This window comes from Pseudomonas sp. LS.1a (assembly GCF_022533585.1).
Lineage (GTDB): Bacteria > Pseudomonadota > Gammaproteobacteria > Pseudomonadales > Pseudomonadaceae > Aquipseudomonas.
Genome location: NZ_CP092827.1, coordinates 2,150,346 through 2,176,807, shown reverse-complemented (window position 1 = coordinate 2,176,807; position 26,462 = coordinate 2,150,346). Strand labels below are relative to the sequence as shown.

At 65.4% G+C, this 26,462-nt stretch carries 25 protein-coding genes; 13 read left to right on the top strand and 12 right to left on the bottom strand.

The annotated features are described in order from the left end of the window. Positions 1 to 7 precede the first annotated feature (7 nt). Positions 8 to 1,108, top strand: a complete 1,101-nt coding sequence (gene sfnR / locus MKK04_RS10065; RefSeq protein WP_063914932.1) for a sigma54-dependent transcriptional activator SfnR — start codon at positions 8 to 10, stop codon at positions 1,106 to 1,108. A gap of 197 nt (positions 1,109 to 1,305) precedes the next feature. Here the strand turns inward: sfnR and MKK04_RS10060 are convergent, their stop codons facing one another. Together MKK04_RS10060 and MKK04_RS10055 are read right to left on the bottom strand one after the other, a co-directional pair. Beyond that, on the bottom strand, positions 1,306 to 1,620 hold the full coding sequence (locus MKK04_RS10060) for a hypothetical protein (protein ID WP_233687709.1): 315 nt from the start codon (positions 1,618 to 1,620) through the stop codon (positions 1,306 to 1,308). A gap of 376 nt (positions 1,621 to 1,996) precedes the next feature. Then, positions 1,997 to 2,623, bottom strand: coding sequence for a glutathione S-transferase family protein (locus tag MKK04_RS10055; protein WP_207837700.1), 627 nt, complete (start codon positions 2,621 to 2,623; stop codon positions 1,997 to 1,999). A 179-nt stretch (positions 2,624 to 2,802) separates the two neighbouring features. Between MKK04_RS10055 and MKK04_RS10050 the strand changes: the two genes are divergently transcribed. After that, positions 2,803 to 3,120, top strand: coding sequence for a DUF2388 domain-containing protein (locus MKK04_RS10050; RefSeq protein WP_207837698.1), 318 nt, complete (start codon positions 2,803 to 2,805; stop codon positions 3,118 to 3,120). Positions 3,121 to 3,248: 128 nt separating this feature from the next. On the opposite strand, the gene glcC is transcribed toward MKK04_RS10050, so the two are convergent. Beyond that, complete coding sequence (gene glcC / locus MKK04_RS10045; RefSeq protein ID WP_207837696.1) at positions 3,249 to 4,013, bottom strand: transcriptional regulator GlcC; 765 nt, start codon at positions 4,011 to 4,013, stop codon at positions 3,249 to 3,251. Between the two features lie 195 nt (positions 4,014 to 4,208). Between glcC and glcD the strand changes: the two genes are divergently transcribed. From glcD to MKK04_RS10020, 5 genes are all read left to right on the top strand, one after another. Beyond that, a complete protein-coding gene (gene glcD / locus MKK04_RS10040) occupies positions 4,209 to 5,708 on the top strand; it encodes a glycolate oxidase subunit GlcD (RefSeq protein WP_207837694.1) in 1,500 nt (499 codons plus the stop codon). Further along, positions 5,708 to 6,760, top strand: coding sequence for a glycolate oxidase subunit GlcE (gene glcE / locus MKK04_RS10035; protein ID WP_207837692.1), 1,053 nt, complete (start codon positions 5,708 to 5,710; stop codon positions 6,758 to 6,760). Before glcD ends, glcE begins: the two co-directional genes overlap by 1 nt. 9 nt (positions 6,761 to 6,769) lie before the next feature. Continuing rightward, positions 6,770 to 8,005, top strand: coding sequence for a glycolate oxidase subunit GlcF (glcF, locus tag MKK04_RS10030; protein WP_207837690.1), 1,236 nt, complete (start codon positions 6,770 to 6,772; stop codon positions 8,003 to 8,005). Beyond that, positions 7,998 to 8,396 (top strand): heme-binding protein, encoded by a 399-nt coding sequence (locus tag MKK04_RS10025; RefSeq protein WP_233687711.1) that lies wholly within the window; start codon positions 7,998 to 8,000, stop codon positions 8,394 to 8,396. Before glcF ends, MKK04_RS10025 begins: the two co-directional genes overlap by 8 nt. Positions 8,397 to 8,548: 152 nt before the next feature. Then, positions 8,549 to 10,720 carry a malate synthase G gene (locus tag MKK04_RS10020; RefSeq protein ID WP_241106525.1) on the top strand — a complete coding sequence of 724 codons (2,172 nt, stop codon included), beginning with the start codon at positions 8,549 to 8,551 and terminating at the stop codon, positions 10,718 to 10,720. A gap of 126 nt (positions 10,721 to 10,846) precedes the next feature. Here MKK04_RS10020 and MKK04_RS10015 read toward each other — a convergent pair whose 3' ends face one another. Further along, the gene (locus MKK04_RS10015) at positions 10,847 to 11,428 is read right to left on the bottom strand and encodes a flavin reductase family protein (protein WP_241106524.1); all 582 of its coding nucleotides are present in this window, start codon (positions 11,426 to 11,428) and stop codon (positions 10,847 to 10,849) included. A 195-nt stretch (positions 11,429 to 11,623) separates the two neighbouring features. On the opposite strand from MKK04_RS10015, the gene MKK04_RS10010 reads away from it, so the two are divergent. Together MKK04_RS10010 and pdxR are read left to right on the top strand one after the other, a co-directional pair. After that, on the top strand, positions 11,624 to 11,962 hold the full coding sequence (locus MKK04_RS10010; RefSeq protein WP_207837681.1) for a hypothetical protein: 339 nt from the start codon (positions 11,624 to 11,626) through the stop codon (positions 11,960 to 11,962). A 193-nt stretch (positions 11,963 to 12,155) separates the two neighbouring features. Next, on the top strand, positions 12,156 to 13,589 hold the full coding sequence (gene pdxR, locus MKK04_RS10005; protein WP_233694337.1) for a MocR-like pyridoxine biosynthesis transcription factor PdxR: 1,434 nt from the start codon (positions 12,156 to 12,158) through the stop codon (positions 13,587 to 13,589). Here the strand turns inward: pdxR and MKK04_RS10000 are convergent. Next, the gene (locus MKK04_RS10000; RefSeq protein WP_241106523.1) at positions 13,582 to 14,778 is read right to left on the bottom strand and encodes a cyanate transporter; all 1,197 of its coding nucleotides are present in this window, start codon (positions 14,776 to 14,778) and stop codon (positions 13,582 to 13,584) included. The genes pdxR and MKK04_RS10000 overlap by 8 nt on opposite strands. Continuing rightward, positions 14,775 to 15,233 carry a nucleoside deaminase gene (locus tag MKK04_RS09995; RefSeq protein ID WP_063914918.1) on the bottom strand — a complete coding sequence of 153 codons (459 nt, stop codon included), beginning with the start codon at positions 15,231 to 15,233 and terminating at the stop codon, positions 14,775 to 14,777. The genes MKK04_RS10000 and MKK04_RS09995 overlap by 4 nt, the downstream gene beginning before the upstream one ends. 197 nt (positions 15,234 to 15,430) lie before the next feature. Here MKK04_RS09995 and MKK04_RS09990 point away from each other — a divergent pair, with 197 nt between their 5' ends. Further along, positions 15,431 to 15,868 (top strand): carboxymuconolactone decarboxylase family protein, encoded by a 438-nt coding sequence (locus MKK04_RS09990; RefSeq protein WP_207837676.1) that lies wholly within the window; start codon positions 15,431 to 15,433, stop codon positions 15,866 to 15,868. Between the two features lie 130 nt (positions 15,869 to 15,998). Here MKK04_RS09990 and MKK04_RS09985 read toward each other — a convergent pair whose 3' ends face one another. Further along, complete coding sequence (locus MKK04_RS09985) at positions 15,999 to 17,009, bottom strand: AraC family transcriptional regulator (RefSeq protein WP_207837674.1); 1,011 nt, start codon at positions 17,007 to 17,009, stop codon at positions 15,999 to 16,001. 168 nt (positions 17,010 to 17,177) lie between these two features. On the opposite strand from MKK04_RS09985, the gene MKK04_RS09980 reads away from it, so the two are divergent. From MKK04_RS09980 to MKK04_RS09970, 3 genes are read left to right on the top strand one after another with little or no spacing between them, the layout of a single operon-like run. Next, the gene (locus MKK04_RS09980) at positions 17,178 to 18,362 is read left to right on the top strand and encodes an acetyl-CoA C-acyltransferase family protein (protein ID WP_241106522.1); all 1,185 of its coding nucleotides are present in this window, start codon (positions 17,178 to 17,180) and stop codon (positions 18,360 to 18,362) included. A 13-nt stretch (positions 18,363 to 18,375) separates the two neighbouring features. Beyond that, a complete protein-coding gene (locus MKK04_RS09975; RefSeq protein ID WP_241106521.1) occupies positions 18,376 to 19,224 on the top strand; it encodes a 3-hydroxybutyryl-CoA dehydrogenase in 849 nt (282 codons plus the stop codon). A gap of 12 nt (positions 19,225 to 19,236) precedes the next feature. Beyond that, positions 19,237 to 19,818: a TetR/AcrR family transcriptional regulator gene (locus MKK04_RS09970; RefSeq protein ID WP_207837669.1), complete on the top strand. Its 582-nt coding sequence runs from the start codon at positions 19,237 to 19,239 to the stop codon at positions 19,816 to 19,818. A 110-nt stretch (positions 19,819 to 19,928) separates the two neighbouring features. Here MKK04_RS09970 and MKK04_RS09965 read toward each other — a convergent pair whose 3' ends face one another. Genes MKK04_RS09965 through MKK04_RS09945 form a run of 5 tightly spaced genes read right to left on the bottom strand, consistent with a single transcriptional unit; the run spans position 19,929 to position 26,427 of the window. Then, positions 19,929 to 20,306, bottom strand: a complete 378-nt coding sequence (locus MKK04_RS09965; RefSeq protein WP_009686481.1) for a response regulator — start codon at positions 20,304 to 20,306, stop codon at positions 19,929 to 19,931. A 43-nt stretch (positions 20,307 to 20,349) separates the two neighbouring features. After that, positions 20,350 to 21,576, bottom strand: a complete 1,227-nt coding sequence (locus tag MKK04_RS09960; protein ID WP_207837666.1) for a hybrid sensor histidine kinase/response regulator — start codon at positions 21,574 to 21,576, stop codon at positions 20,350 to 20,352. Beyond that, the gene (locus MKK04_RS09955) at positions 21,546 to 22,145 is read right to left on the bottom strand and encodes a chemotaxis protein CheB (protein WP_063914912.1); all 600 of its coding nucleotides are present in this window, start codon (positions 22,143 to 22,145) and stop codon (positions 21,546 to 21,548) included. The genes MKK04_RS09960 and MKK04_RS09955 overlap by 31 nt, the downstream gene beginning before the upstream one ends. Then, positions 22,142 to 22,963, bottom strand: a complete 822-nt coding sequence (locus MKK04_RS09950) for a CheR family methyltransferase (RefSeq protein ID WP_207837664.1) — start codon at positions 22,961 to 22,963, stop codon at positions 22,142 to 22,144. Before MKK04_RS09950 ends, MKK04_RS09955 begins: the two co-directional genes overlap by 4 nt. Then, entirely contained in the window at positions 22,960 to 26,427 is a 3,468-nt protein-coding gene (locus MKK04_RS09945) for a response regulator (RefSeq protein WP_207837662.1), read from the bottom strand. Before MKK04_RS09945 ends, MKK04_RS09950 begins: the two co-directional genes overlap by 4 nt. Positions 26,428 to 26,462 lie beyond the last annotated feature (35 nt).

Sequence of the window (26,462 nt, the reverse complement as noted above, 5' to 3'; positions counted from 1 at the left end):
ATTGCCCATGCAACTGCTGACCCTCCCCCCGTCCCCGACACTGGCCACCTCGATCCGGGCGACCGCACAGGTCTTCGAAGACCCCAGGTCGCAGGCGCTGCTCGCCCACCTGCAACAGGTCGCCCCCAGCGAAGCCAGCGTGCTGATCATCGGCGAAACCGGCACGGGCAAGGAGCTGGTCGCACGCCACATCCACAACCTCAGTGGTCGGCGCAACGGCCCGTTCGTCGCGGTCAACTGCGGTGCGTTCTCCGAGTCGCTGGTCGAGGCGGAGCTGTTCGGCCATGAAAAAGGCGCCTTCACCGGTGCCCTGGCGGCCAAGGCTGGCTGGTTCGAGGAGGCCAACGGCGGCACGTTGTTCCTCGACGAAATCGGCGACCTGCCGTTGCCGATCCAGGTCAAGCTGCTGCGTGTTTTGCAGGAGCGCGAAGTGGTGCGGCTGGGGTCGCGCAAGAGCATCCCGATCAATGTGCGGGTGCTGGCGGCGACCAACGTGCAGCTGGAAAAGGCGATTAACGCCGGACATTTTCGCGAAGACCTGTACTACCGGCTGAACGTGGTGACCTTGCAGTTGCACCCCTTGCGCGACCGCCCGGGTGACATCCTGCCGCTGGCCCGGCACTTCATCCGCAGCTACAGCGACCGGCTGGGCTACGGGCCGGTGGAGCTGAGCGCCAAGGCCCAGGCCAAGCTGGTGGAATACAGCTGGCCGGGCAACATCCGCGAGCTGGAGAACGTGATTCACCACAGCTTGCTGACCTGCGGCGACGGTATGGTGCAGGCGCAGGACCTGCGCCTGTCCAACCTGCGTATCGAACGGCAGGAGGAAGAGCCGGCGGGCAATGGTGTGGAGGATTTGCTGCAGCGGGCGTTCAGCCGCTTGTACGAGGAGCAGTCTGGCGACCTGTACGAGAAGGTGGAAAATGCCCTGCTGCGGTCGGCGTATCGGTTCTGCCATTACAACCAGGTGCATACCGCACAGTTGCTGGGGTTGTCGCGCAACATCACCCGTACCCGGCTGATTGCGATCGGCGAGTTGGTGGTGAACAAGCGGCGCGGGCAGGAACAGCAGGTGCTGGATAACCGGGTGGTGCGGTTGTCGATCTGATTGCTTGTAAACCTGTGCCGGCCCTTTCGCGGGTAAACCCGCTCCCACAGGGACCGTGCCGAGCTCAAGCTTGGCGCGGTCCCTGTGGGAGCGGGTTTACCCGCGAAGGGGCCGACACAGACACCCAAGTTGCTAGTTCTGATCGCCTCCGCGATCATCCCCAACATCATGGTCAGCCCCATCATCAGCACCATGCCCTACACCGTGGGGCTCGCCCACGTCGTGATTCGCTTCGTGATTCGCCTCATGGTTGGCTTCGTGATCAGCTTCGTGGTTGGCGCCATCATCAGCACCATTGCGCCCGCGGCCATCATGGCCTGGGCCGCCATGGCCACCGCCATCGCCGCTGTGCCCGCTGCCACTACCGCCGTGGCCACCACCCGAGCCACCGCCGCCGCTTCCACCACCTCCGCCATGACCACCGCCACCACCGCTACCACCTCCTCCGCCGCCATGGCCACCGCCACCGCCGCTTCCACCACCACCGCCACCATGGCCACCACCACCACCACCGCTACCATCCTTCGCATACGCGCTGGAGGTACCGCCAATGGAGTCAGGCACCAACACAGCCGAAGCCGACAGCACAGCACCGATAGCCAAAGCCAGCAAGCATTTCCTGAGCATGATGAGCCTCCGCTTGGAGTAGCACAGGGTTGCATGACGCACCCTGTGATTTCCGGCCCCCCCATGGGGCGACCTGCAAACCAGCGCGACCTTCCATCTGCAGCGGTTGAACGAGATCCTTCAGGGCCTGCTGGCCAAATATTTCAGAATGTTTCTTGATTTTTTTGAGCGTAGCCACCCCGCTGCGCTTGTCACCGACCGATCATCAGAATGGTTGGCTCGCCAAAGGCTACTGCACCATGGCCCGGCGAGCCGGATTGGTCAGGAGGCCGCGCGTGGCATCAGCTCATACGGGTGCTTCCACCCTGGCAACCCCTGGATCCGCGCCTTCCATGCCTCGATGTGGGTGAACTGCGCCAACGCAATGCCAGTGTCCTCCGGCATGAACACATACCCCGCCAGCGACAGGTCAGCGATAGTCAGCCGGCCACCGACCATGAACGGCGTCTTCGCCAAGTGCGCGTCGACAATACGGTAGGCCGCCGTGGCACGTTCACGCAGGAACCGGGTCACGTCCGTTTCGCCGGTTTTCTTCAGGCAGAAAAGAAAGCGCAGCGCTGCGTAGTAGCTGGTGAACTTGTGGTTGTCGAACAGCATCCAGCGCCAGATCTCGCGCTTTTCGTCTTCGTCGCGGGGGCCGAACTGCCCGGTTTTTTCTGCGAGGTAGTCAAGGATCAGGGCAGACTGGGTGATGGACTTGCCGGCGTGTTCCAGCACCGGCACCTCGCCTTGCTCGTTCACCTCTTCGCGCCAGGCTTGTTCGCGGGTTTGGCCATTGAAGAAGTCGACGAACACCGGCTGCCAGTCCTGGCCGGTGAGTTCAAGCATGAGCGCGGCCTTGTAGGCGTTTCCGGATTCGGCGAAACAGTGCAGCTTGTAGTCGGGCATGGGCGAGAACCTTCAGTGTCCTTTGAATGATTGGGCCATCAGCCCGAGCAAATCACGCCTGACTCGACATGGTCAATGCCTGTTTCCCGGGACTAACAAGGGAACTACCACCCCACCTGCGCTTTCTTAAACACTGAGTGGTTCAATTACTTGGGCTTCATGCTACTGGAGAACACACCATGCGCCACCTACTCCTCGCCCCTGCGCTGCTGCTCCTGCTGCCTGCCGGTGCTGCCCTGGCTGACGTCGACGCAGGCGACGTCGCAACCTCGGCCGGTGTTTCCGCCTCGCTTTACTCGACCTTCAAGGACGACAAACGGATCATCCCGGCGCGTGACGAACTTTCGGCCTACGTCGCCAGCGGTGGTGCAATCCGTGGCGCCTATGTGGAGTCGGCGCTGGAACAAGCCCGCAAGGACCACCCTGGCCTGCAGGCCAATGATGAAGAGCTGGCCCGGGCCATCCTCTCGCAGGATGACCGCATAGCCGATCATTGATTAAGGTAATCCTGCACCGGCCTCTTCGCGGGTAAACCCGCTCCCACAGGAACCGCACCGACTTCAAACCCAGTGTGGTCCCCTGTAGGAGCGGGTTTACCCGCGAAAGGGCCGGCACAGGCAAAACCTCAACCCCAGCCATCCATGCGCATCGTCGCCCTTACCAACCGCTGCTCTTCCTGCTCGATCTCACGCAAGCTGTCGCGGATCCCGTTGATATGCTCACGCGCCGCGCGCTGCGCCTGCTCGGGCAGTTGCTCCATCACGGCGTGATACAACCGCGCATGCTGGCGGTCGATCTGGCGCTTCTGTGCCGGACGGCAATACAGGTTGTTGACCGAGGCGAACACCGTGCTCAAGGTCAGGTCACTGAGCGATTGCAAGGTATGCACCAGCACCGGGTTGTGCGACGCCTCGCTGATCGCCCGGTGAAAGGCATGGTCGCGGCGGGCATGTTCACGGGCATCGATCGCTTCGGGGGCATCGTGCGCAGCCAGCATTTCTTCATAACGCCGACGAATCAGCAAACGGTCGACCTCGGTGGCCCGCAACGCCGCCAGGCGCGCCGATTCGGCCTCCAGCAACGCCCGTACTTCCAGCAGGTCGAACAGCGTGCGCGGCTGTGAGCTGAACAAGTGCATCAAAGGCGTGGCACCCGCCTGGCCCGTCAGGTCTGCAACGAACGAGCCGCGCCCCTGCTCGGTGTCGATGATGCCGCGCCCGCGCAGGATGCGCAGACCTTCTCGCAGCGCCGAGCGCGAGCAACCCAGCTTGTCCACCAGGCGTCGCTCCGACGGCAGCGCCTGGCCCACCTTCAGCACGCCTTCCACGATCAGCCGCTCGACCCGTTCGGCCACCTGGTCGGCGACCTTGGCCTTGCCTTCAGTACCCACTGCGCACCCTCCTACTGGTAGGACCACTTCGAACACCTGCCTCAATCTAGCCGGGCAAAGCTGTCAATAGCCAGTACCCGTAGCAAAAACTGGTAGGACCAGTTCACCCCGTGCTCGACCCCGGCCGCTGCCACGCGCAGGCTGCAAGGGAGAACGCTTTGCCAACAACAACAAAAACCGTTGCCGAGTGAGCCGATGAATATCCTGTACGACGAACGCGTCGATGGCGCACTGCCCGACATAGACCGGGGCACGCTGCTGCAGGCGCTGCGCGCTGCCCTGCCGGACCTCGAGATCCTGCACCGCGAGGAAGACCTCAAGCCCTATGAATGCGACGGCCTCTCGGCCTACCGCACGGTGCCGCTGCTGGTGGTGCTACCCGAGCGCCTGGAACAGGTGCAGGCGCTGCTCAGGCTCTGCCACCAGCGTGGCGTACCGGTGGTGGCACGCGGTGCCGGTACCGGCCTGTCGGGCGGCGCCCTGCCGCTGGCCAAAGGCATTCTGCTGGTGATGGCGCGCTTCAACCGCATTCTCGAAGTCAACCCGCAGGGCCGCTTCGCCCGTGTGCAGCCTGGCGTGCGCAACCTGGCCATCTCTCAGGCTGCCGCACCCCACGGCCTGTACTATGCGCCGGACCCGTCCTCGCAAATCGCCTGCTCCATCGGCGGTAATGTCGCCGAAAACGCCGGTGGCGTGCATTGCCTGAAGTACGGCCTGACCGTGCACAACCTGCTCAAGGTGGACATCCTCACCGTCGAGGGCGAGCACCTGACCCTCGGCAGCGATGCCCTGGACAGCCCGGGTTTCGACCTGCTGGCGCTGTTCACCGGTTCCGAAGGCATGCTCGGCATCGTCACCGAAGTCACCGTCAAGCTGTTGCCCAAGCCCCAGGTCGCACGGGTGCTGCTCGCCAGTTTCGACAGCGTCGAGGACGCCGGCCGGGCGGTAGCCGAAATCATCGCTGCCGGGATCATCCCCGGCGGCCTTGAGATGATGGACAACCTGGCCATTCGCGCTGCCGAAGACTTCATCCACGCCGGCTACCCGGTGGATGCCGCGGCCATCCTGCTGTGCGAGCTGGATGGCGTCGAGGCCGATGTGCACGACGACTGCGAACGGGTCGCCGCCGTGCTGGCGCAAGCCGGCGCGCGTGATGTACGGCTGGCCTGCGACGAGGCCGAGCGCGTGCGCTTCTGGGCAGGGCGCAAGAACGCCTTCCCGGCGGTGGGGCGCATTTCCCCGGACTACTACTGCATGGACGGCACCATCCCGCGCCGCGAACTACCGCGCGTGCTCAAGGGCATCAGCGAACTGTCCAGCGAATACGGTCTGCGCGTGGCCAACGTATTCCACGCTGGCGATGGCAACATGCACCCGCTGATCCTGTTCGATGCCAACCTGCCGGGCGAGCTGGAACGTGCCGAAGCCATCGGCGGCAAGATCCTCGAACTGTGTGTGGCCGTGGGCGGCAGCATCACCGGCGAGCACGGCGTGGGGCGCGAGAAGATCAACCAGATGTGCGCACAGTTCAACAGCGACGAAATCACCCTGTTCCATGCGGTCAAGGCCGCCTTCGATCCACAGGGCCTGCTCAACCCCGGCAAGAACATCCCCACCCTGCACCGCTGCGCCGAGTTCGGCGCCATGCATGTGCACCATGGGCAACTGCCCTTCCCCGAACTGGAGCGCTTCTGATGAGCATGGACCGCGACATCAGCCAGGCCCTGCTGGAGCAGGTCAACCAGGCGCTGAACCAGGCCACGCCGCTGCGTATCCAGGGCGGCAACAGCAAGGCCATGCTCGGCTGCCCGGTGGACGGCGAGGTGCTGGACACCCGCAGCCACCGGGGCATCGTCAGCTACGACCCGACCGAACTGGTGCTCACCGCCCGCGCCGGCACGCCACTGCGCGAGATCGAGGCGGCGCTACACGAAGCTGGCCAGATGCTGCCTTGCGAACCACCACACCTTGGCCCCGACGCCACCCTGGGTGGCATGGTCGCGGCCGGGCTGTCAGGCCCACGGCGGCCGTGGGCCGGGTCAGTGCGCGACTATGTGTTGGGCACGCGGGTGATCACCGGCCACGGCAAGCTGCTGCGCTTTGGTGGCGAAGTGATGAAGAACGTCGCCGGCTATGACGTGTCGCGGCTGATGGCGGGCAGCTTCGGCTGCCTCGGGTTGCTGACCGAAGTGTCGCTGAAAGTACTGCCCCGCCCACGCCAATGCCTCAGCCTGCGCCTGCCGATGGGCCGCCACCAGGCGCTGGCGGCGCTGGCCGAGTGGGGCCAGCAGCCGCTGCCGATCAGCGCGGCGTGCCATGACGGCGACGCGCTGTACCTGCGCCTGGAAGGCGGAGAAGGCTCGGTGCAGTCGGCGCGCCAACGCCTGGGCGGCGAAGCACTGGACAGCCGCTTCTGGAGCGACCTGCGCGAGCAGCGCCTGGCATTCTTTGCCGACCCCGCGCCGCTGTGGCGCCTGTCCGTGCCCAACGCCACCGGCGACCTGGACCTGCCCGGCCAGCAGCTGATCGACTGGGGTGGAGCCCAGCGCTGGCTCAAGTCCACGGCACCGGCACAGGACATCCGCCGGCAGGTGGCCAAGGTCGGTGGCCATGCCACCTGCCATGCCCCTGGCGCTGCCAGCAGCCCACCGCTGCCCGCTGCGCTGATGCGCTACCACCGTGCGCTCAAGCAGCAACTCGACCCCCAGGGGGTGTTCAACCCTGGCCGCCTGTACCCGGACCTGTGAGGCCAGACCATGCAAACCAACCTGAGTGAAACCGCCCGGCGCCTGGCCCGCGCCGACGAGGCCGAAAGCATCCTGCGCTCCTGCGTGCACTGTGGCTTCTGCACCGCCACGTGCCCCACCTACCAGCTGCTGGGCGATGAACTGGACGGCCCACGCGGGCGCATCTACCTGATCAAGCAGATGCTCGAAGGCGCGCCGATCACCGCCAGCACCCAGTTGCACCTGGATCGCTGCCTGACCTGCCGCAACTGTGAAACCACCTGTCCTTCCGGGGTGAAGTACCACGACCTGCTGGACATCGGCCGCGCCGTGGTCGAACAGCAGGTGCCGCGCCCGCTCGGCCAGCGCCTGCTGCGCCAGGGCCTGCGTGCAGTGGTGCCACGCCCGGCGCTGTTCAAGGCCCTGACCCGCGGCGGCCAGGCCCTGCGCCCGCTGCTGCCGGCCACGCTCAAGCGCAAGCTGCCGGCGCGAGTCACCGCCCCCGGCCAACGCCCCGCGCCGCGCCATGCGCGTCGGGTGCTGATGCTCGAAGGCTGCGTGCAACCGGCGCTGTCGCCCAATACCAATGCTGCTGCCGCACGCCTGCTGGATCGCCTGGGCATCAGCGTGGTACCGATCCAGCAGGCCGGCTGCTGTGGCGCGGTGGACTATCACCTCAATGCCCAGGAACAAGGCTTGCAGCGGGCGCGGCGCAATATCGATGCCTGGTGGCCAGCCATCGAGGCAGGCGCCGAGGCTATCGTGCAAACCGCCAGCGGCTGCGGCGCGTTCGTGCGCGACTACGGCCACCTGCTGGAAAAGGACCCACGCTACGCCGCCAAGGCCGCACGGGTCAGCGCCCTGTCCCGCGATCTGGTGGAGGTGCTGCGCGACGAGCCGGTCGAGCAACTGGGCCTGTGCGCCGAACAGCGCCTGGCCTTCCATTGCCCGTGCACCCTGCAGCACGCGCTGAAGCTGGGCGGTGCGGTGGAGGCGTTGCTGACACGCCTGGGCTTCACCTTGACCCCGGTACCGGACGGCCACCTGTGCTGCGGCTCGGCCGGCACCTATTCGCTGACCCAGCCTGAGCTGTCACTGCAACTGCGTGACAACCGCCTCAACGCCCTGGAAAGCGGCAAACCGCAAGTCATCGCCACCGCCAACATTGGCTGCCAGGCCCACCTCGACGGGGCCGGGCGCACACCAGTGCGACACTGGATCGAAATCGTCGAAGCAGCCTTGAACCCGGAGAACCACCATGCATAGCAAGTCCGTGATCGGCCAGGCCGAAGTCACCCGCGTGCTGACCGCCGCCCGCCAGGAAGCCCAGGCGCAACAATGGAACGTGACCATTGCCGTGGTCGACGACGGCGGCCACCCGCTGGCCCTGGAGCGCCTGGACGGCTGCGCGCCGGCCAGCGCCTATATCGCGATGGAAAAGGCCCGCACTGCCGCGCTGGGGCGCAAGGAGACGCGGGATTACGAGGAGATGGTCAATGGTGGCCGTACTGCTTTCGTCACGGCACCGCTGCTGACCAGCCTGGAAGGTGGCGTGCCGCTGCGGGTGGATGGGCAGGTGGTAGGGGCGATCGGCGTATCCGGGGTCAAGGCCGAGCAGGATGCCCAAGTGGCCAAGGCCGGGGCGGCTGCCCTCTGAATCCTGTGCCGGCCTCTTCGCGGGCTTGCCCGCTCCTACAGGGTTTTCACAAGACCTGAGACCTGTGCAGTACCTGTGGGAGCGGGTTCACCCGCGAAGAGGCCGGCACAGGCAACAACTTTCCAGAAGCCTGAACATAGAGCGAACAGACAATGCCAAACCATCCACTCCAGATCGCCCCCACCCTGCAGCGCTTCATCGAAGACGAAGTGCTCCCCGGCACCGGCATCGAAGCCCACGCCTTCTGGCAAGGCTTCAGCACCCTGGTCCATGACCTCGCCCCGCAAAACCGCGCCCTGCTCGCCGAACGCGAGCGCCTGCAGACCGAACTGGACAACTGGCACCGCCAGCACCCCGGCCCGATCCGTGACATGGCCGCCTACCAGCATTTCCTGCAGGGCATCGGCTACCTCGTGGAGGCACCCGCAAGCGTGCAGGTCAGCACCTGCAACGTAGACCGCGAGATTGCCGTACAGGCCGGCCCGCAACTGGTGGTGCCGCTGAGCAACGCCCGCTACGCCCTGAATGCTGCCAACGCCCGCTGGGGCTCGCTCTACGATGCCCTGTACGGCACCGATGCCATCGCCGAAACCGGTGGCGCCGAACGTGGCCAGGGCTACAACCCGCAACGCGGCGCCAAGGTGATCGCCTATGGCCGACAGTTCCTCGATACCTCTGCCCCGCTCGACGGTGCGTCGCACAACGACGCCAAGGCCTACGCGATCAACCAGGGCATGCTGCAGGTAACCCTGGCCGATGGCCGCCAGGTCGGCCTCAGGCAGCCCGCGCAACTGCGTGGCTACCAAGGTGAGCCGAACACGCCAACAGCGATCCTGTTGCAGCACCACCAACTGCATTTCGAAATCCAGGTCGACCCGGCCAACGCGATCGGCCAGCAGGACCCGGCCGGGGTCAAGGACATCCTCCTGGAAGCCGCGCTCACCACCATCATCGACTGCGAGGACTCGGTAGCTGCCGTGGACGCCGACGACAAGGTCAACGTCTACCGCAACTGGCTGGGCCTGATGAAAGGCGACCTCAGCGAGCAGGTCAGCAAGGGCGGCAAAACCTTCAACCGCACCCTGGCCGAAGACCGCCACTACCGCGGCGCTAACGGCCAGCCACTGACCCTGCCGGGCCGCTCTCTGCTGTTTATCCGCAACGTCGGCCACCTGATGACCAACCCGGCCATCCACGACCGCGATGGCCGGGAAATCCCGGAAGGCATCCTCGATGCCGTGGTCACCAGCCTGATCGGCCTGCATGACCTCAAGCGCCGCGGCAACTCCCGCGAGGGCAGCCTGTATATCGTCAAGCCAAAGATGCACGGGCCGGCCGAAGTGGCCTTTGCCGACCAGTTGTTCAGCCGCGTCGAATCGCTGTTGGGCCTGCCTGCGCATACCCTGAAGATGGGCATCATGGACGAGGAGCGGCGTACCAGCGTCAACCTGAAGGCCTGCATCGCCAGCGCCGCGTCACGTGTGGTGTTCATCAACACCGGCTTCCTCGACCGCACCGGTGACGAGATGCACACGGCCATGGAAGCCGGCGCCATGCTGCGCAAGGGCGACATGAAGGGCAGCGCCTGGATCCAGGCCTACGAGCGCAGCAACGTACTGGTGGGGCTGGCCTGTGGCCTGCGCGGCAAGGCGCAGATCGGCAAGGGCATGTGGGCCATGCCCGACCTGATGGCGGCCATGCTCGAACAGAAAATCGCCCAGCCCAAGGCCGGAGCCAACACAGCCTGGGTGCCCTCACCCACCGCCGCAACACTGCATGCGCTGCACTACCACCAGGTAGATGTGGCGGCCGTGCAGCAAACGCTGGAACAGATTGACCTGAATGCCCAGCGCGCGGAGTTGCTGCATGACCTGCTCAGCGTCCCGGTCAGCCCCGAGCGGCCCTGGAGCGCAGCCGACATCCAGGCCGAACTGGACAACAACTGCCAAGGTATCCTCGGTTACGTGGTGCGCTGGGTCGAGCAAGGGGTCGGCTGCTCCAAGGTGCCGGATATCCATGATGTGGGCCTGATGGAAGACCGCGCGACCCTGCGGATTTCGGCGCAACACATTGCCAACTGGCTGCACCATGGGGTGGTCGATGCCGACCAGGTCGAGGCGACCTTGCAACGCATGGCCCGCGTGGTCGACCAGCAGAATGCCGGGGACCCGGCGTACCGGCCGATGGCGGCCGGTTTCGAGGTATCGCATGCCTTCCGCGCTGCGCGTGAGCTGGTGTTCAAGGGGCGGCAGCAGCCCAGTGGCTATACCGAACCGTTGCTGCATGGCTGGCGCTTGCGCTTCAAGCAGGATGTCGGGCGCTGATGCTGACAGGGGCCGCCATGCGGCCCGATCGCCAGCAAGCCAGCGCCCACAGGACCACACAGGCTTCAGGCCTGGGGGATACCTGTGGGAGCCGGCTTGCCGGCGATGAGGCCGGTGCCGGTGTAATCAATTTTGCGAATCGACCACCACCGGCTCGCCAATCGCATAAAAATGCCCACCCGCCACATAGTGCAAACTGCGCCACTGCGGGTCGGCATGCTCGTAGGCCCAGTGGCCATCGCGGAACACCCGGTCATCGGCCCAGGCCGCCACCACCTCGCCAATGAACAGGTCGTAAGTATTCTGGTTGTGCGGCTCGTCGATCACCCGACACATCAACCAGGCCGAACAGCCCTCCACCAACGGCGCCGCATGCCCCTCGACCCGCGCCAGCTGCACACCAATGCTGGCGAGCTTGTCAGGCTGGTCGAACAGGCTGCGGGTACCCACCTGATGGGTCAGTTGCGCCTGCGCCGCGGTTGGCACCTGAATGACGAACCAGCCACTGCCCTCCACCAACTGCCGGGTGCGGGCGCTCTTGTCGAGCACCACGGTCACCTTGGGTGGATCGAAATCCAGCGCACAGGCCCAGGCAGCTGCCATGACATTGTCCACCCCTTCGTGGCTGGCCGACACCAGCACCGTCGGGCCGTGGTTCAGCAGGCGATAGGCCTTTTTCAGGTCGACGGCTTGGAAATGGCTGTTCATGGCAATCCTCGGCAAGGCAGGTAGCGGGCGGCAGATTGTGCCGCAGGCACCGTCCTCTCGCCAGCTTGGGGGGCATCCCGGTCGCTTCAGAAATTTCCTACAAGACGCTCGGAAGCGTCCTAATTGTGGGCCCTGCCCACTGAAAACATGATCGGCACTGGATGACGCAAGGTCGCGATCCAGAGGAGCTTATGCATGCACCCGTACGCCCGCCCCACCGCCGAATTGCGCAGCACCCTGCGCGAACTGCTGGCCCATGACATGAACAACCCGGATGAAGACCCCCACCTGTCGGGGGTGATGTTCTTCTGCGCCACCGATGAACGCTCCCGCCAACTGATCGAGCGTATCGAGTTGCTGGCCAGCGAGGTGTTCTTCGACCCGAACGGGCGGGTCATTTCCGAGCATATGAAAGCGGCGGCGGTGGAAGGCGTGCGCATCAAACGCAACCGCAAGGCGCCGGCGGACGAGACGGTGATACGCATTGCGCTGGCGGACAAGGGCTACATCACGGTGAGCACTGCCCGGATCTGAGTTTGCGTTGGCTTTCCGGGGGGGCTTCGCACCCCATCGCGACACAAGGCCGCTCCCACAGGTACAGCGCTGCATTCAAAGTCTGTGATGTTACTGTGGGAGCGGCCTTGTGTCGCGATGGGCCGCAAAGCGGCCCCCTGCCCTTCCCCAGCCAATCCGCTATCCTGAGCAATCCCCTGCTCCGGACCACACCATGGAACTGCACATTCGCCTGGAAGGCCGCAAAGGCCTGGCAGACCAGCTTTACCAGCAACTGCGTGCCGGCATCGACAGCGGCCATCTGGCCGCCGGCACTCAACTGCCGCCAAGCCGCCTGCTGGCAGTGCAGTTGGGCGTATCGCGCAAGACCGTTGCCGAGGCCTATTCCCGGCTGACCTACGACAATCTGCTAAGCGGCGTGGTCGGCCGTGGCACCTTCATCACCCCGCGCCAGCCGCTGCGCAACAGCGAATCAAGCGCCATTCCCCTGGCCGGTGCCGCCTCGCTCGAACGCTGGCAGCAACGCGCCACCGTGCTGAGCCAACGTCAGTTGGAGGCACCCTCGCGCTATGACTTTATCGGCGGGGCGTCGAGCAAGGCGCAGTTCCCGTTCGACCAGTGGCGCAGTTGCCTGAACTATGCCCTGCGCCGCAGCCAGCGTCACCCCGAGCGACAGTTCGCGGCCCAGGGCCTGCCAGAGCTGCGCGAGGCCATCGCCCACCATGTCGCCTACGCCCGCGGCGTGCACTGCAGCGCCGCCGACCTGCTGGTGTGCAACGGCGCCCAGCAGGCACTGGACCTGATCGCCCGGGTGCTGGTCGAGCCAGGTTGCCAGGTGGCCATGGAAGACCCCGGCTACCCGCCGGCGCGGCAACTGTTCCTGGCCCTGGGCGCACGCCTGCAATCGGTACCGGTGGACGATGAAGGCCTGTGCGTGGAGCAGATCGCCGACGGCACCCGGCTGATCTATGTGACGCCCTCGCACCAGTTCCCGCTGGGCATGCCGATGAGCGAGCCACGCCGGCACGCCCTGCTGGCACGGGCCGCCGAGCTGGGTGCACTGATCATCGAAGACGACTACGACTGCGAATTCCGCTACCACGGCCCCGCCGCGGATGCTTTGCAGCGCCTCGACCGCCATGGCCTGGTGGCCTATGTGGGGACCTTTTCCAAGACCTTGCTGCCCGAGCTGCGCCTGGGCTACGCCGTACTACCGCCCGCCGTGTTGAAGGCCGCCTGCGTGGCCAAGCACCTCAGCGACTGGCACAGCCCGACCCTGTTGCAGTGGGCACTGGCGCGGTTTCTCGGCGAAGGCCACCTGAACAAGCACATACGCCGTTGCCACGAGGTCTACAGCGCCCGCCGCGAACGCATCCTCGCGCGCCTGGGCGGTGACCTGGCGCCGTGGTTCAGCGCCATCCCCGCCAGCGCCGGTTTCCACCTCAGCGCGCTGGCCAAACCTGGGGTCGATGTAGAACTGCTGGCCAACCTCGCGCGCAAGGTGGAGGTCGGCCTGTACTCGCTGGCACCGTTCTTCAGCGAAGCGCCAGTGCGCCCGGGGCTGTTGCTGGGCTTCGGCGCCATCGAGCTGCTGGACATCGACCCGGCGCTGGACAGGGTGCGCGACACCCTGCAGCGCCTCAGTTGACTGGCGCGGCCTTGCCCCCGACAACCGGGCGGGCAATGGCAGCGGCATAACCGCGTGGGTTGAAGCACGCGGTTACCAGCAGCATCGCCACCACAGTCACGGTCAGCAGCGTCCACGAGGCCTGGAAATCACCGCTCATATCGCGCAACCAGCCGGTGACGTACGGCACGATGCCGGTGATGATGAAGCCGATACCCTGCACGAACGCCGCCAGGCTGCCAGCCTCGGCAGGCGTCTTCAGGTGTTCCAGGGTCAGCGTCAGGCTCTGGCTGAAGCAGGCCCCCAGGCCGAAACCGATCATCGCCACCCACAGCCCCGAGGCCAGTGTTGGTGCCAGCAGCAGGCCGAGGAAACCCACCAGCTGGATCGCCAATGCCAGGCACAGGCCCGGGCGCCGGTCTGCCCAGCGTCGCAGCAACAGTGGCAGGCCCAGTGCACCGGCCACCTGGAAGATGGTCATCAGGCCAACCAGGTCGGCGCCGCCCTGGGCGCTGCCGCCGTGCTCGATGTGATAGGCCGGCAACCAGGCCACCATGCTGGTGTAGCCGCCGTTGATCAAGCCGAAATACAGCGCCAGCAACCAGGCCCGGCGCGTACCGAACCAGTGCCCGCCGGGGGCACCGGCCAGCTTCGGCGCCTCCTGGCGTGGCCGCAGCGCGGCCCAGGCCAGCACCGCCAGTACGGCCGGGATCGCCCACAGGCCCAGGCCGGCCTGCCAGCGGCCGAAGTAGCCACTGATATGCGGCCCGAGCACGGCAGCCAGGCCGCCGCCACTCATCAGTGCTGCCGAATACAGGCCCATCGCTCCCGCCAGGCGCCCGGGGAACCAGCGGTTGACCAGCCCCGGCATCATGCCCTGCACTACCGCCACCCCCAGGCCGGCGACCACCGCACTGGCAAGCAGCGCCCAGGCGCTGTCCAGTTGCAGGCGCCACAGGCAGGCCAGAGCGATGGCAGCCAGGCCAGCGAGCATGCCGCCATGTTCGCTGATCCAGCGCCGCAACCAGGGTTGCAGCAAGGGCACCAGGCCCATGCACAGCACCGGCAACGCCGTCAGCAAGGCTGCCTGCTGGTAACCCAGGCCGGTGCTGGCGCGCATGGGTTCGAGCAACGGGCCGATACTGGTCAGGATCGGCCGCAGGTTCAGTGCCAGCAGGATGACCAGCAACAGGTTCAATGCCGCTCTCATTGTGCGTTGGCCTGTTTCCATTCAAGGTACAGACCGGCTTCGCCGCTGGGCTTCAGTGCGCGCAGCGGCAGGCTCTGCTGCTGGGGCGGGCGAGCCATCTGCGCGTATACCGCCGCGGTGGACAAACCGTAGGCTTCGCCCTCGGCGTTGTCGTAGGCAAACCAGGCCCGCTCGATGCCACACAGGTGCATGGCCGCCAGGCACATCGGGCACGGGTGGCCGCTGGCGTAGATTTCGGCGCCGTCCAGGCGCGCCTGGCCCAGGGCATGGCTGGCCTTGCGGATGGCCTGCATCTCGGCGTGGGCGGTCGGGTCCTGGGTGCTGTGGATCTCGTTGACCGCACGCGCCAGCACCTGCCCCTGGTACACGAGCACGGCGCCGAAGGGCCGGCCACCGGCCTGAATATTGGCGCGGGCCAGGTCGAGGGCTTCGCGCATGTAGCGTTCTTCGGACATGAATCGGTCCTCCTGTTGCAAGACCTGGTCATTATCCGGGCTTGAGCGGCCTGGCAGAAATGAAGAGATTGGATGCCTGTCAGTGGCCTCCCAAATGGCCGATTGGCCTCCCGCTTATGCGCGTGATTGGCTATCGGGCGGGCCAACGGGCGACGCTACAGTAGCGCCATCCCTCCCCTCACCCTTTGGAGACAGCCATGCATAACCGTATCGAATGGGCCAAGCACGCCCCCGAAGCCTACAAAGCCATGGTCGGCCTGGAGCAGGCCCTGGCCAAGAGCGGCCTGGAGAATTCCCTGCTGGAGCTGGTGCGCCTGCGGGCTTCGCAGATCAACGGCTGCGCCTACTGCGTCAACCTGCACGCCAACGATGCGCGCAAGGCCGGTGAGACCGAGGCACGCCTGCAGACCTTGTGCGTCTGGCAGGAAACCGCCTACTTCACCCCGCGCGAACGTGCCGCCCTGGCCTGGGTGGAGAGCCTGACCCGGCTGCCCGAGCATGGCGCGCCGCAGGCAGAATATGAGGCCTTGCAGCAACACTTCGAGCCGGCCGAGGTGGCCAGCCTGACCTTGGCAATTGCCACCATCAATGCCTGGAACCGCTTCGGGGTCGGGTTTGCCATGGTGCCGGCCTGATCATTGATCGGAGCCTGTACCAGCCTCTTCGCGGGCTTGCCCGCTCCCACAGGGATCTCACGGAATCTGAAAGTTGCGCCGTACCTGTGGGAGCGGGTTTACCCGCGAAGAGGCCGGCACAGGCAACATCTCAACGTCCGGCCAATCGCGCCCGGTAGCTCCCGGGGCTCTGCCCGGTCCACTTCTTGAACGCCCGGTGAAACGCACTGGGCTCCTGGAACCCCGTCTGCTCGGCAATCTCGGCAATGCTCAACTCCCCTTCGCGCAACCGCTCGAAGGCCGTTGCCCGGCGCACCTCATCCTTGATCTGCTGGTACGAACGCCCCTCCCGCTCCAGTTGCCGACGGAAGGTACTGGCACTGACCCCCTGCTGCTGCGCCAGCGCCGCCAGCGTCGGCCACTGCCCATAGCGCCGCGCCCGCAGGTGCCGATACACCTCGGCCACCAGCCCGTTCTGGTTGCGAAAGCGAATCACCAGCCCCTGCGGCGCGCTGCGCAGGAAGGTTTTCAGGGCCGCCAGGTCCTGCACCACTGGCAGGCGCAGGTAGGCGCTGTCGAACTCCACTTCGGTGCGCCCGCTGCCCAGGCGCAGGTCCGGCCCCCACAGCAGCAGGTCGTCCTCCTGGGCCGGGCGCGACACCGCCAGCTCGGTGCGGTCGATGGCGATGCGCCGCCCGGCCAGCCAGCACAGCATGCCGATCATCAGCACCAGGTAGGTTTCCTCGGCATACACCCGGGTCAGCGGGTCGGCAATGCTCGACTGCACGCTGATCAACGCCCGCCCGCCGCGCACCGTCAGGCTGCCGCGCAAGTCACGCAGGAACAGGCCGAAACCAGCCATGCACTGGCGCAAGGCTTTCTCCAGGTTCGGCTCCAGGATCAGGCCTCGGCAGATCAGGGCGAAGCTGCCCGGCGGCATGCCGTGGCTGTCGAGACGGAAGAACTCGTCGTCCAGGCGCTGGATCAGCGCCAGCCACAGCTGGGCGAAAGCCTTGGCCGGTACACGGGCCTGGGGCTGCTCGAGCAGTTGCGGGTCGATGCCCACCGCACGCAGCTGCGCATCGCGTTCGGCGGGGCAATCGCGCAGGGCGTGGAGCATGGCATTGAGGAAGTACACGGCGACCGAATCGCTATCGCGCATGGCGGTTTTCGCTGTCTATGCTGAGTGGCAAAAAGTGCCAGGTTGTTTGAACAGTTCCGGCATAGGCTGCAACAGAGCCTTTGCCTAGACTCGGACCCACTCCGGGATCGCCGGCCATTCTCGCAGAGCCTGGCCCCGTCCCGCCATGCCTTCGCAATCGGAGCCCCTATGAGCAGCGCAGAAATCTACGTCGTCAGTGCCGTCCGTTCAGCCATTGGTGGCTTTGGCGGTTCCCTCAAGGACCTGCCGCTGGCCGACCTGGCCAGCGCGATCACCCGTGCCGCCATCGAGCGCTCGGGCGTGGCCGCCGAGCAAGTCGGCCACCTGGTGATGGGCACGGTGATCCCCACCGAACCGCGCGACGCCTACCTGGCCCGTGTAGCGGCAATGAACGCCGGCATCCCCAAGGAAACCCCGGCATTCAACGTCAACCGCCTGTGCGGCTCGGGCCTGCAGGCCATCGTCTCGGCGGCCCAATGCCTGCTGCTGGGCGACACCGACGTGGCCGTGGCGGCCGGCGCCGAATCCATGAGCCGTGGCCCGTACCTGCTGCCGCAGGCACGCTGGGGCGCACGCATGGGTGACCTGCAAGGCATCGACTACACCGTCGGCGTGCTGCAGGACCCGTTCGAACACTTCCATATGGGCATCACTGCCGAGAACGTTGCGGCCAAGCACGGCATTACCCGCGAAATGCAGGACGAACTGGCCCTGACCAGCCAGCGCCGCGCCGCGCGCGCCATTGCCGAAGGCCGCTTCGCCAGCCAGATCGTCCCGCTGGAACTGAAAACCCGCAAGGGCAGCGTGCAATTCAGCACCGACGAGCATGTGCGTGGCGAGGTGACCGCCGAGCAACTGGCGGGGATGAAGACGGTATTCAAAAAGGACGGCACCGTTACCGCCGGCAACGCCAGTGGCATCAACGACGGCGCTGGCGGCCTGGTACTGGCCAGTGGTGATGCGGTACGCCGCCTGGGCCTGAAGCCGCTGGCACGCCTGGTGGGCTACGCCCATGCCGGCGTCGAGCCTGAACTGATGGGCCTTGGCCCGATCCCGGCCACCCGCAAGGTGCTGGATCAGACCGGCCTGAAGGTGCAGGACCTGGATGTGATCGAGTCCAACGAAGCTTTCGCCGCCCAGGCCTGCGCCGTGGCCCGCGAACTGGGCTTCGACCCGGAAAAGGTCAACCCCAACGGCTCGGGTATTTCCCTCGGCCACCCGGTGGGTGCCACCGGCGCGATCATCGCCACCAAAGCCATCCATGAGCTGCAACGCATCCAGGGCCGCTATGCCCTGGCCACCATGTGCATCGGCGGTGGCCAAGGCATCGCCGTGGTCTTCGAGCGCGTCTGAGGGAGCCTGACACATGAGCATTGAACAGATCGCCGTGATCGGCGCCGGCACCATGGGCAACGGCATTGCCCAGGTGTGTGCGGTGGCCGGCTACCAGGTGCTGCTGGTGGACGTTTCCGACGCAGCGCTGGAGCGCGGCGTGGCCACCTTGAGCAAGAACCTCGAGCGCCAGGTCAGCAAAGGCACCCTCGACGCCGACAAGGCGGCAGCCGCCCGGACCCGCATTCGCACCAGCACCGACTACACCCAGCTGAGCGGCGCGCAGCTGGTGATCGAGGCCGCCACCGAGAACCTGCAGCTCAAGCAGCGCATCCTGCAGCAGGTGGCCGCCAACGTCGCCGCCGACTGCCTGATCGCCACCAACACCTCGTCGCTGTCGGTCACCCAGCTGGCAGCCAGCATCGAGCACCCCGAGCGTTTCATTGGCGTGCACTTCTTCAACCCGGTGCCGATGATGGCGCTGGTCGAGATCATTCGCGGCCTGCAGACCAGCGACGGCACCTACGCCCAGGCGCTGGTGGTGACCGAAAAGGTCGGCAAGACCCCGATAACCGCCGGCAACCGCCCGGGCTTCGTGGTCAACCGCATCCTGGTGCCGATGATCAACGAAGCGATCTTCGTGTGCCAGGAAGGCCTGGCCAGTGCCGAGGACATCGACACCGGCATGCGCCTGGGCTGCAACCAGCCAATCGGCCCGCTGGCCCTGGCCGACCTGATCGGCCTGGACACCCTGCTGGCGATCATGGAGGCCTTCCATGAAGGCTTCAACGACAGCAAGTACCGCCCTGCCCCGTTGCTCAAGGAAATGGTCGCGGCCGGTTGGCTGGGGCGCAAGAGCGGCCGCGGTTTCTTCACCTACTGAGGAGCGAACGCCATGCCCCCGGTCAATGCCGCGATGCGCTGTGCCAACTTTGAAGAGCGACGTGACCGGGCCATGGCGCTGTTTGCCGAAAAGGGCTTTGGCCAGGTCAGCATGCGCGAGCTGGCGGCCCACGTGGGGCTGACCGCGGGCTCGCTGTACCATCACTTCCCCAGCAAGCAGGACTTGTTGTACGACCTGATCGAGGAGTTGTACGAGGAGTTGCAGGCCACCCTGGACCAAGGGCGCAGGGCCATGGCTCGCGGGGCGTCGGCGTTGAGCTGCCTGATTGCCGCGCACTGGCAGCTGCATGCCGAGCGGCCCATGCAGTTTCGCCTGGCGGAGCGGGACTTCTGTTGCCTGAACGACGACCAGCAGGCGCGTCTGGCCTTGTTGCGCAAGCGCTATGAGGCAGGGTTGCTGAGGTTGATCGCACCGCAGGCGAAGTTGCAGGGGCAGGCTCTGGTGGCCACGGCGCATGTGGTGGCGACGCTGCTGAACCAGTTGCCGGGGATGTTGAAGGCCTTGCCCGAAGAACAGGGGCTGGGGCTGATGGAAAGCATGCTGGTGGGTGGGCTGGAGCGGACCCTGCGCTAGCCTGTTCCGGCCCTTTCGCGGGTAAACCCGCTCCCACAGGAACTGTGCAAATCCAAAGACCTGCACAGTTCCTGTGGGAGCGGGTTTACCCGCGAAAGGGCCTGTGCGGGCTAGCGCAGGAGTGCCTGGATCTGCTCGTGCAAGGTATCCAGGTCGAACGGCTTGGCCAGGATCGGTGCCTTGCGGGTGATCGGGCTGCCTGACTCGAGAATCTCCGCCGGGTAGCCGCTGATGAAGATCACCTTCAGGTCCGGCCGCAATTTCACCGCCGGCTCGGCAATCTCCACCCCGGAAATCCCGCCCGGCAAGCGGAAGTCCGTCACCATCAAGTCGAGGTGCGGCTTGCTCGCCAGGATCGCGAACGCCTGCTCGCCATCCTCGGCCACCAGCACGTGGTAGCCCTCGCCTGCCAGGTAATCACGCAGAATCATGCGAATCGCTGGTTCGTCCTCGACGACCAGCACCACATCTTGTGCATCTTCACTCATGTCAACGCCTTGAATACTTACACCTGGCCATCAGACCCCAGGCTCAGGCAGAGGTTGCCCGTGCCTGATCGTTTTGTTGTTCGTAGGTTGCCAGTGGCAATTGCAAGGTGAAGGTGGCGCCTTTGCCCTCTTCACTCTCGACCAATATGCGCCCGCCGTGGGCCTGAACGATCTGTTCCGATATGTAGAGCCCCAGGCCCAACCCACCACTGGCCCGCTGGGTGGCGACCCGCTCGAACTGCTGGAAGATGCGTTGCTGGTTGGCTGCGCAGATGCCGATGCCATGGTCCTGCACCTGCACGCACGCCAGGCCGTCCTGCTCGAACACCCGCACCTGCACCGGCTTGCGCTCGCCATAACGCAAGGCATTGGACAACAGATTGGCCAGCACCTGCTCGATGCGAAACTCGTCCCACTCGCCCTGCAGCGGCTCGCAGCGTTGCAACTCTATATGGGTGCCCAATGCGGTGGCCTGGGCAGCAAAGTTCTCCACCAGGCCACGCACCAACTGGCCCAGGTCGAACGCTTTGGGCCGCAGCGACAGTTTGCCGGTACGGATACGCGACACATCGAGCATGTCTTCGACCAGGCGGATAAGGCTGTTGATCTGCCGCTCGTCGCGCTCGACCATGGCCTGCAACTTGTCGCCACTGAAGGCGGCCAAGTTGCCACGCTTCAGGTGCAGCTTGCGCAGCTGGGTTTCCAGGATCAGGCCATTGAGCGGGGTGCGCACCTCGTGGGACACGATCGACATGAAATCATCACGCATGCGCACGGCATGCTCCAGTTCACCCCGCGCCTTTTGCAGCTGGGCCAGCAGCAGTTCCTGCTCCTGGCGGCTGCGTTCGAGGGCCTGCAACTGGCGGTCGAGCACCTTGCGCTGGCGGTACAGGTCGACGAACACCGACACCTTGCTTTTTACCGCCAGGATGTCGAGCGGCTTGTGCAAAAAGTCCACTGCACCGCTTTCATACCCCTTGAACGCGTAATTCATCTCGCGCCCGGCGGCGGTGACGAACACGATGGGGATGTTGCGGGTCTTTTCCGTGCCGCGCATCAGCTCGGCCAGCTCGAAACCGTTCATGCCCGGCATCTGCACGTCGAGGATGGCCAGGGCGAACTCGTGCTCGAGCAACAGCGACAACGCTGCCTCGGCCGACTGGGCTTGGTGCACCTCACGGCCTTCGCCCTGGATCAGGGCGTCGAGGGCCAGCAGGTTATCTGGCAGGTCGTCGACGATCAGCAGTTTGGCGATGGTGTGGCTTGGCATGCGCTGGGTTCCAGGGCGGCGAGCAACCGCTCGATGCCACTCAGAGTAAGAATATGGTCGGGCTGGTGCAGGGCCAGAGCGGCCTCCGGCATCAGCGCCACCTGTGCGTCACAAGGGTCCTGGACCACAGTCCGGCCCCCATTGTGCTTGATATAGGCCAGGCCTTCGGCACCATCCTCATTGGCACCGGTGAGCAGCATGCCCAGCAGGCCGGCACCGTAGGCATCGGCCGCCGACATGAACAGGTAATCGATCGCCGGCCGGGAAAAATGCACCGGCGGCTCCTGGCTCAGCGACAGGGTCAGGTCACGCTCCACCGACAGGTGGTAACCTGGCCCGGCAACGTATATTTGCCCGGCGAGCAGCGGCTGCTTGTCACGGGCCTCGCACACCGGCCGCTGCAGGCGGCGCTGCAGCACCTCGGCCAGTTGGCTGTGGCGGCCATCCGGCAGGTGCAGCACGCATACCACCGGGATGGTGACGCTGGCCGGCAACGCGCCCAGCACGGTGAGCAGCGCCGTCACGCCGCCCGCCGAGGCGCCGATCACCACCGCGCGCACGCCGTTCATGCTTTGCGGTAGATCCGTTCGGGCTTGACCAGCGGCTCGAAGCGCTCGCTGTAGGCGGAAAAGTCCACCGATTCCTTGCTGCCAAGCACCAGGAAGCCGCGGTGGCACAGGGACTCATGGAACAGGCCCAGGGCTCGGTCCTGCAGTTCCTTGTTGAAGTAGATAAGCACGTTGCGGCACGACACCAGCTGGGTTTCGGAAAACACGCTGTCGGTGGCCAGGCTGTGGTCAGCGAACGTCACATTGTCGCGCAGGGTGCTGTCCATGATGGCATTGCCGTAGGCCGCCGTGTAGTACTCGGCAAAGTCGCGCCGGCCGCCGGCGATGCGATAATTTTCGGCGTACTCGCGCATGTTCTTCATTGAGTAGATGCCCTGCTTGGCCTTGTCCAGCGAATGCGGGTTGATGTCGGTGGCGTAGATGATGGTACGTTCCAGCAGACCTTCCTCGCGCAGCAGAATGGCCATCGAATACACCTCCTCGCCCGTGCTGCAGCCGGCAATCCATACCTTGATCGACGGCCAGGTGCGCAGCAGCGGCACCACTTCGTTGCGCAGCGCCACGTAGTGCCCCGGGTCGCGGAACATCTCGCTGACCGGGATCGTCAGGTACTGCAGCAACTGCATGAACATGCCGGGGTCGTGCAGCACCCGCTCCTGCAACGCCGACACCGTCAGGCAGTCGAACTGGCGCAGCGCATGCAGGATCCGGCGCTTGATCGAGGCGCCGGAATAGTTGCGGAAATCGTAGCTGTACTTGAGGTAGATGGCCTCGATCAGCAAGCGGATTTCGATATCGGTGTTACGTTCGCTAGTCAAATTCGCTCCAGTTGCGGCAGCCACACACGGATCAGCGAGAACAAGCGGTCCAGGTCGATCGGCTTGGCCAGGTAATCGTTGGCGCCGGCCTGCAGGCAACGCTGCTGGTCATCCTTCATCGCCTTGGCGGTCACGGCAATGATCGGCAGCTTGCGCCAGCGCGGTTGCTGGCGGATCAACCGGGTGGCCTCGAAGCCGTCCATTTCCGGCATCATCACATCCATCAGCACCAGGTCGATGTCGTCATGCTGCTCCAGGCGCTCGATGGCCTCGCGGCCGTTGCGGCCGATTTCGACGATCGCGCCCTTGTGCTCCAGCGCGCTGGTCAGGGCGAAAATGTTGCGCACGTCATCGTCCACCAGCAGCACCTTGCGGCCTTCGAACACCTTGTCGCGGCTGCGCGCGGTCTTGAGCATGCGCTGGCGTTCGTTGGAAAGTTGCGACTCGACCTTGTGCAGGAACAGCGTCACTTCATCGAGCAGGCGCTCCGGCGAGCGGGCGCCCTTGATGATGATCGAGCGCGAGTACTTGAGCAGGTCGGCTTCTTCTTCGCGGGTCAGGTTGCGCCCGGTATACACGATCACCGGCGGGAAGGCGCGGATGTCCTCGGCGGTCATGCGCTTGAGCAGTTCGTTGCCGAGCATGTCCGGCAGCTTGAGGTCGATGATCATGCAGTCGTAAATGTTATCGCGCAGCAACGCCAGGGCATCCTGGGCCATGGCCACGGCGGTGATCTCGACATCGTCGTCGCCGATCAGGCGGGCAATGCTCTCGCGCTGCAGGTCGTCGTCCTCCACCAGCAGGATGTGCTTGAGCTTCTGGGTCAGCTTGGCCTCCAGGCGGGCGAACACTTCCTTGAGTTGTTCGCGGCTGGTGGGCTTGACCGCGTAGCCGACAGCGCCCATGTGCATGGCCGCCTCGACCCGGTCTTCCACGGAAATGATATGCACCGGGATGTGCCGGGTGCTGGCCTGCTCCTTCAGGCGTTGCAGCACGGTCAGGCCGGAATGGTCGGGCAGGCGCATGTCCAGCAGGATGGCATCGGGGATGTACTGCGCGGCCAGCTCGAAGCCCTCGTCGGCGCCCTGCGCCACCAGGCAGCTGTAACCCAGCTCGTGGGCCAGGTCGAAGAGGATGCGGGCGAAGTTCGGTTCGTCCTCGATCACCAGAATGCAGCGGTTGCCGAACGGCGCGCGCTCGCGGTCGTCGGCGAACGCTGGTGCCGGGCGTTTCGGCGCCGCGGGCACCGGTGCCTGCGGCGCGGGTGGCAGGCTATCGACCGCCGGGCGCAGGCTGACCGCCTGGATATCCTGCGCCACGCGCTCATAGCGCTCCGGCAGGATCAGGCTGAACACGCTGCCCTGGCCGGGGCTGCTGTCGACGCTGATCTGCCCGCCCAGCAGGTGCGCCAGGTCGCGGGAAATGGACAGGCCCAGGCCGGTGCCGCCATAACGGCGGTTGCTGGTGCCATCGACCTGGTGGAAGGCGCCGAAGATCGCCTGCTGCTGGTCGGCGGCGATGCCAATACCGGTATCGCGTACGGCAAAGACGATGCCGGTGCCGGGCTGATAACCGATGTTCAGGCTGACCTGGCCGCGCTCGGTGAACTTGATGGCGTTGGACAGCAGGTTCTTGAGGATCTGCTCCAGGCGCTGGCGGTCGGTGAACAGTGTGGCCGGCACTTGCGCCTCGGTAGTCACCTCGAAGGCCAGGCCCTTTTGCCCGGCCAACGGCTCGAACAGGCCGCGCAGGCCTTCGACCAAGCGCTCCACCTGGGTGCTTTCGGGGCGCACTTCGAGCTTGCCGGCCTCCACCTTGGCGATATCGAGAATGTCATTGATCAGGCTGAGCAGGTCGTTGCCGGCCGAGTAGATGGATTCGGCGAACTTGACCTGCTCGTCGCTGAGATTGCCCTCGCCGTTCTCCGCCAGCAGTTTGGCCAGGATCAGCGAGCTGTTCAGCGGTGTGCGCAACTCGTGGGACATGTTGGCGAGGAACTCGGACTTGTACTTGCTCGAACGCTGCAGTTCCTCGGCGCGTGCCTGCAGCTCGTCCTGGGCCTGGAGCAGTTCGTCGTTCTTGCGGTCCAGCGCCTCGGTGCGCTCGCACAGCTGCTCGTTGGTCTGCTCCAGCTCCGCCTGCTGGGTTTCCAGGTGAGCCTGGGACTCCTTCAGCACGCGGGATTGTTCCTCCAGTTCTTCGTTGGCGGTTTTCAGTTCTTCCTGCTGCACTTGCAGCTCTTCGTTCAGTTGCTGGGTCTCGGCCAGCACTTCCTGCAGGCGCTGCCGGTAGCGAGCGCTTTCGATGGAGATGCCAAGGTTGCCAGCGACCCGTTGCAGCAGTTCCTCGTCACGCGCCTGCAACGGCCGCAGGAAGCCCAGCTCCAGCACGCCGTTGACCTGCCCGTCGTTGCTCGCTGGCATCAGCAGGGCACTGCGCGGCAGGCCGCGGCCCAGGCCGGAGCTGAGGTGGAAATAGTCTTCGGGCAAGTCTTCCAGGCGCAGCACCCGCGCTTCGCGCACGGCCTGGGCCAGCAGGCCTTCGTGATCGCCCAGCACCTGCTCGCGGGCCTGTTCCTGCGCATCAAGGCCATAGCTGGCCATACGCACCAGGCGGCCATGCTCGTCGCGTACGTACATGGCGCCCACCACACAGCCCAGGTAACTGGCGAAGAAACGCAGGATGTTGTCACCGAGCATGGGCAGGGTCAGTTGGCCCAGCACCTGCTCGGCCAGTTGGGTCTGCCCGTTGCGCAGCCAGGCCTGGTGCTCCAGGCGCTCGGCCGAGCGCTGCTGGGCCTTGAGGTTTTCGTCATAGGTAGCCGACAACGCCAGCAGGTCGCGCCGCCCGAGGTAGGCCAGCAAGGCGCTGAGGCCGACGATGAACAGCACGAAGGACGATATGACCGTGATGGTTACATTGCTGACCTTCTGGTTACGTGCCATACGCAGCTGTTGTTCGCTGCCGATCAGGCTGTCGAACTCCTTGCGGATCTCATCGGTCAGGCGCTTGCCGCGGCCACTGCCGATCGAGGCGCGGTAGTCACCCTGGCCGCGGCGCTGGGCGATCATCTCGTTGGCGAAGGCGTTCCAGGCCTGTTGCAGGGCAATCAGCCGGTCGATGCGTTCGACCTGTTGCGGGTTGTCCTCGACCATGCCGCGCAGGCTCTGCAGGCTGCCGAGGATGCGCGGCCTGGCCACTTCGTAGGGGTCGAGGAAACGCTCCTCGCCGGTGAGAAGGAAGCCACGCATGCCGGTCTCCATGTCGATCGACAGCTTGACCGTTTCGTTGGCATTGCCGATCACCTGGTCGGTGTGCTCGACCCACTGCATGGCCGAAAGCAGGTAGTTGATCACCGCGACAAAGGCCACGGCCCCCAGCAGGCCCACCCCCAGGGGTAGGCCGACGTTGCGGCTCAACAACTTGCGGAAGCTTCGCTGGTCCATCAAGGCTGCTTGCATCATGTGAGAACGCCCGAGCTAGAAAAGTCCATTAAAAG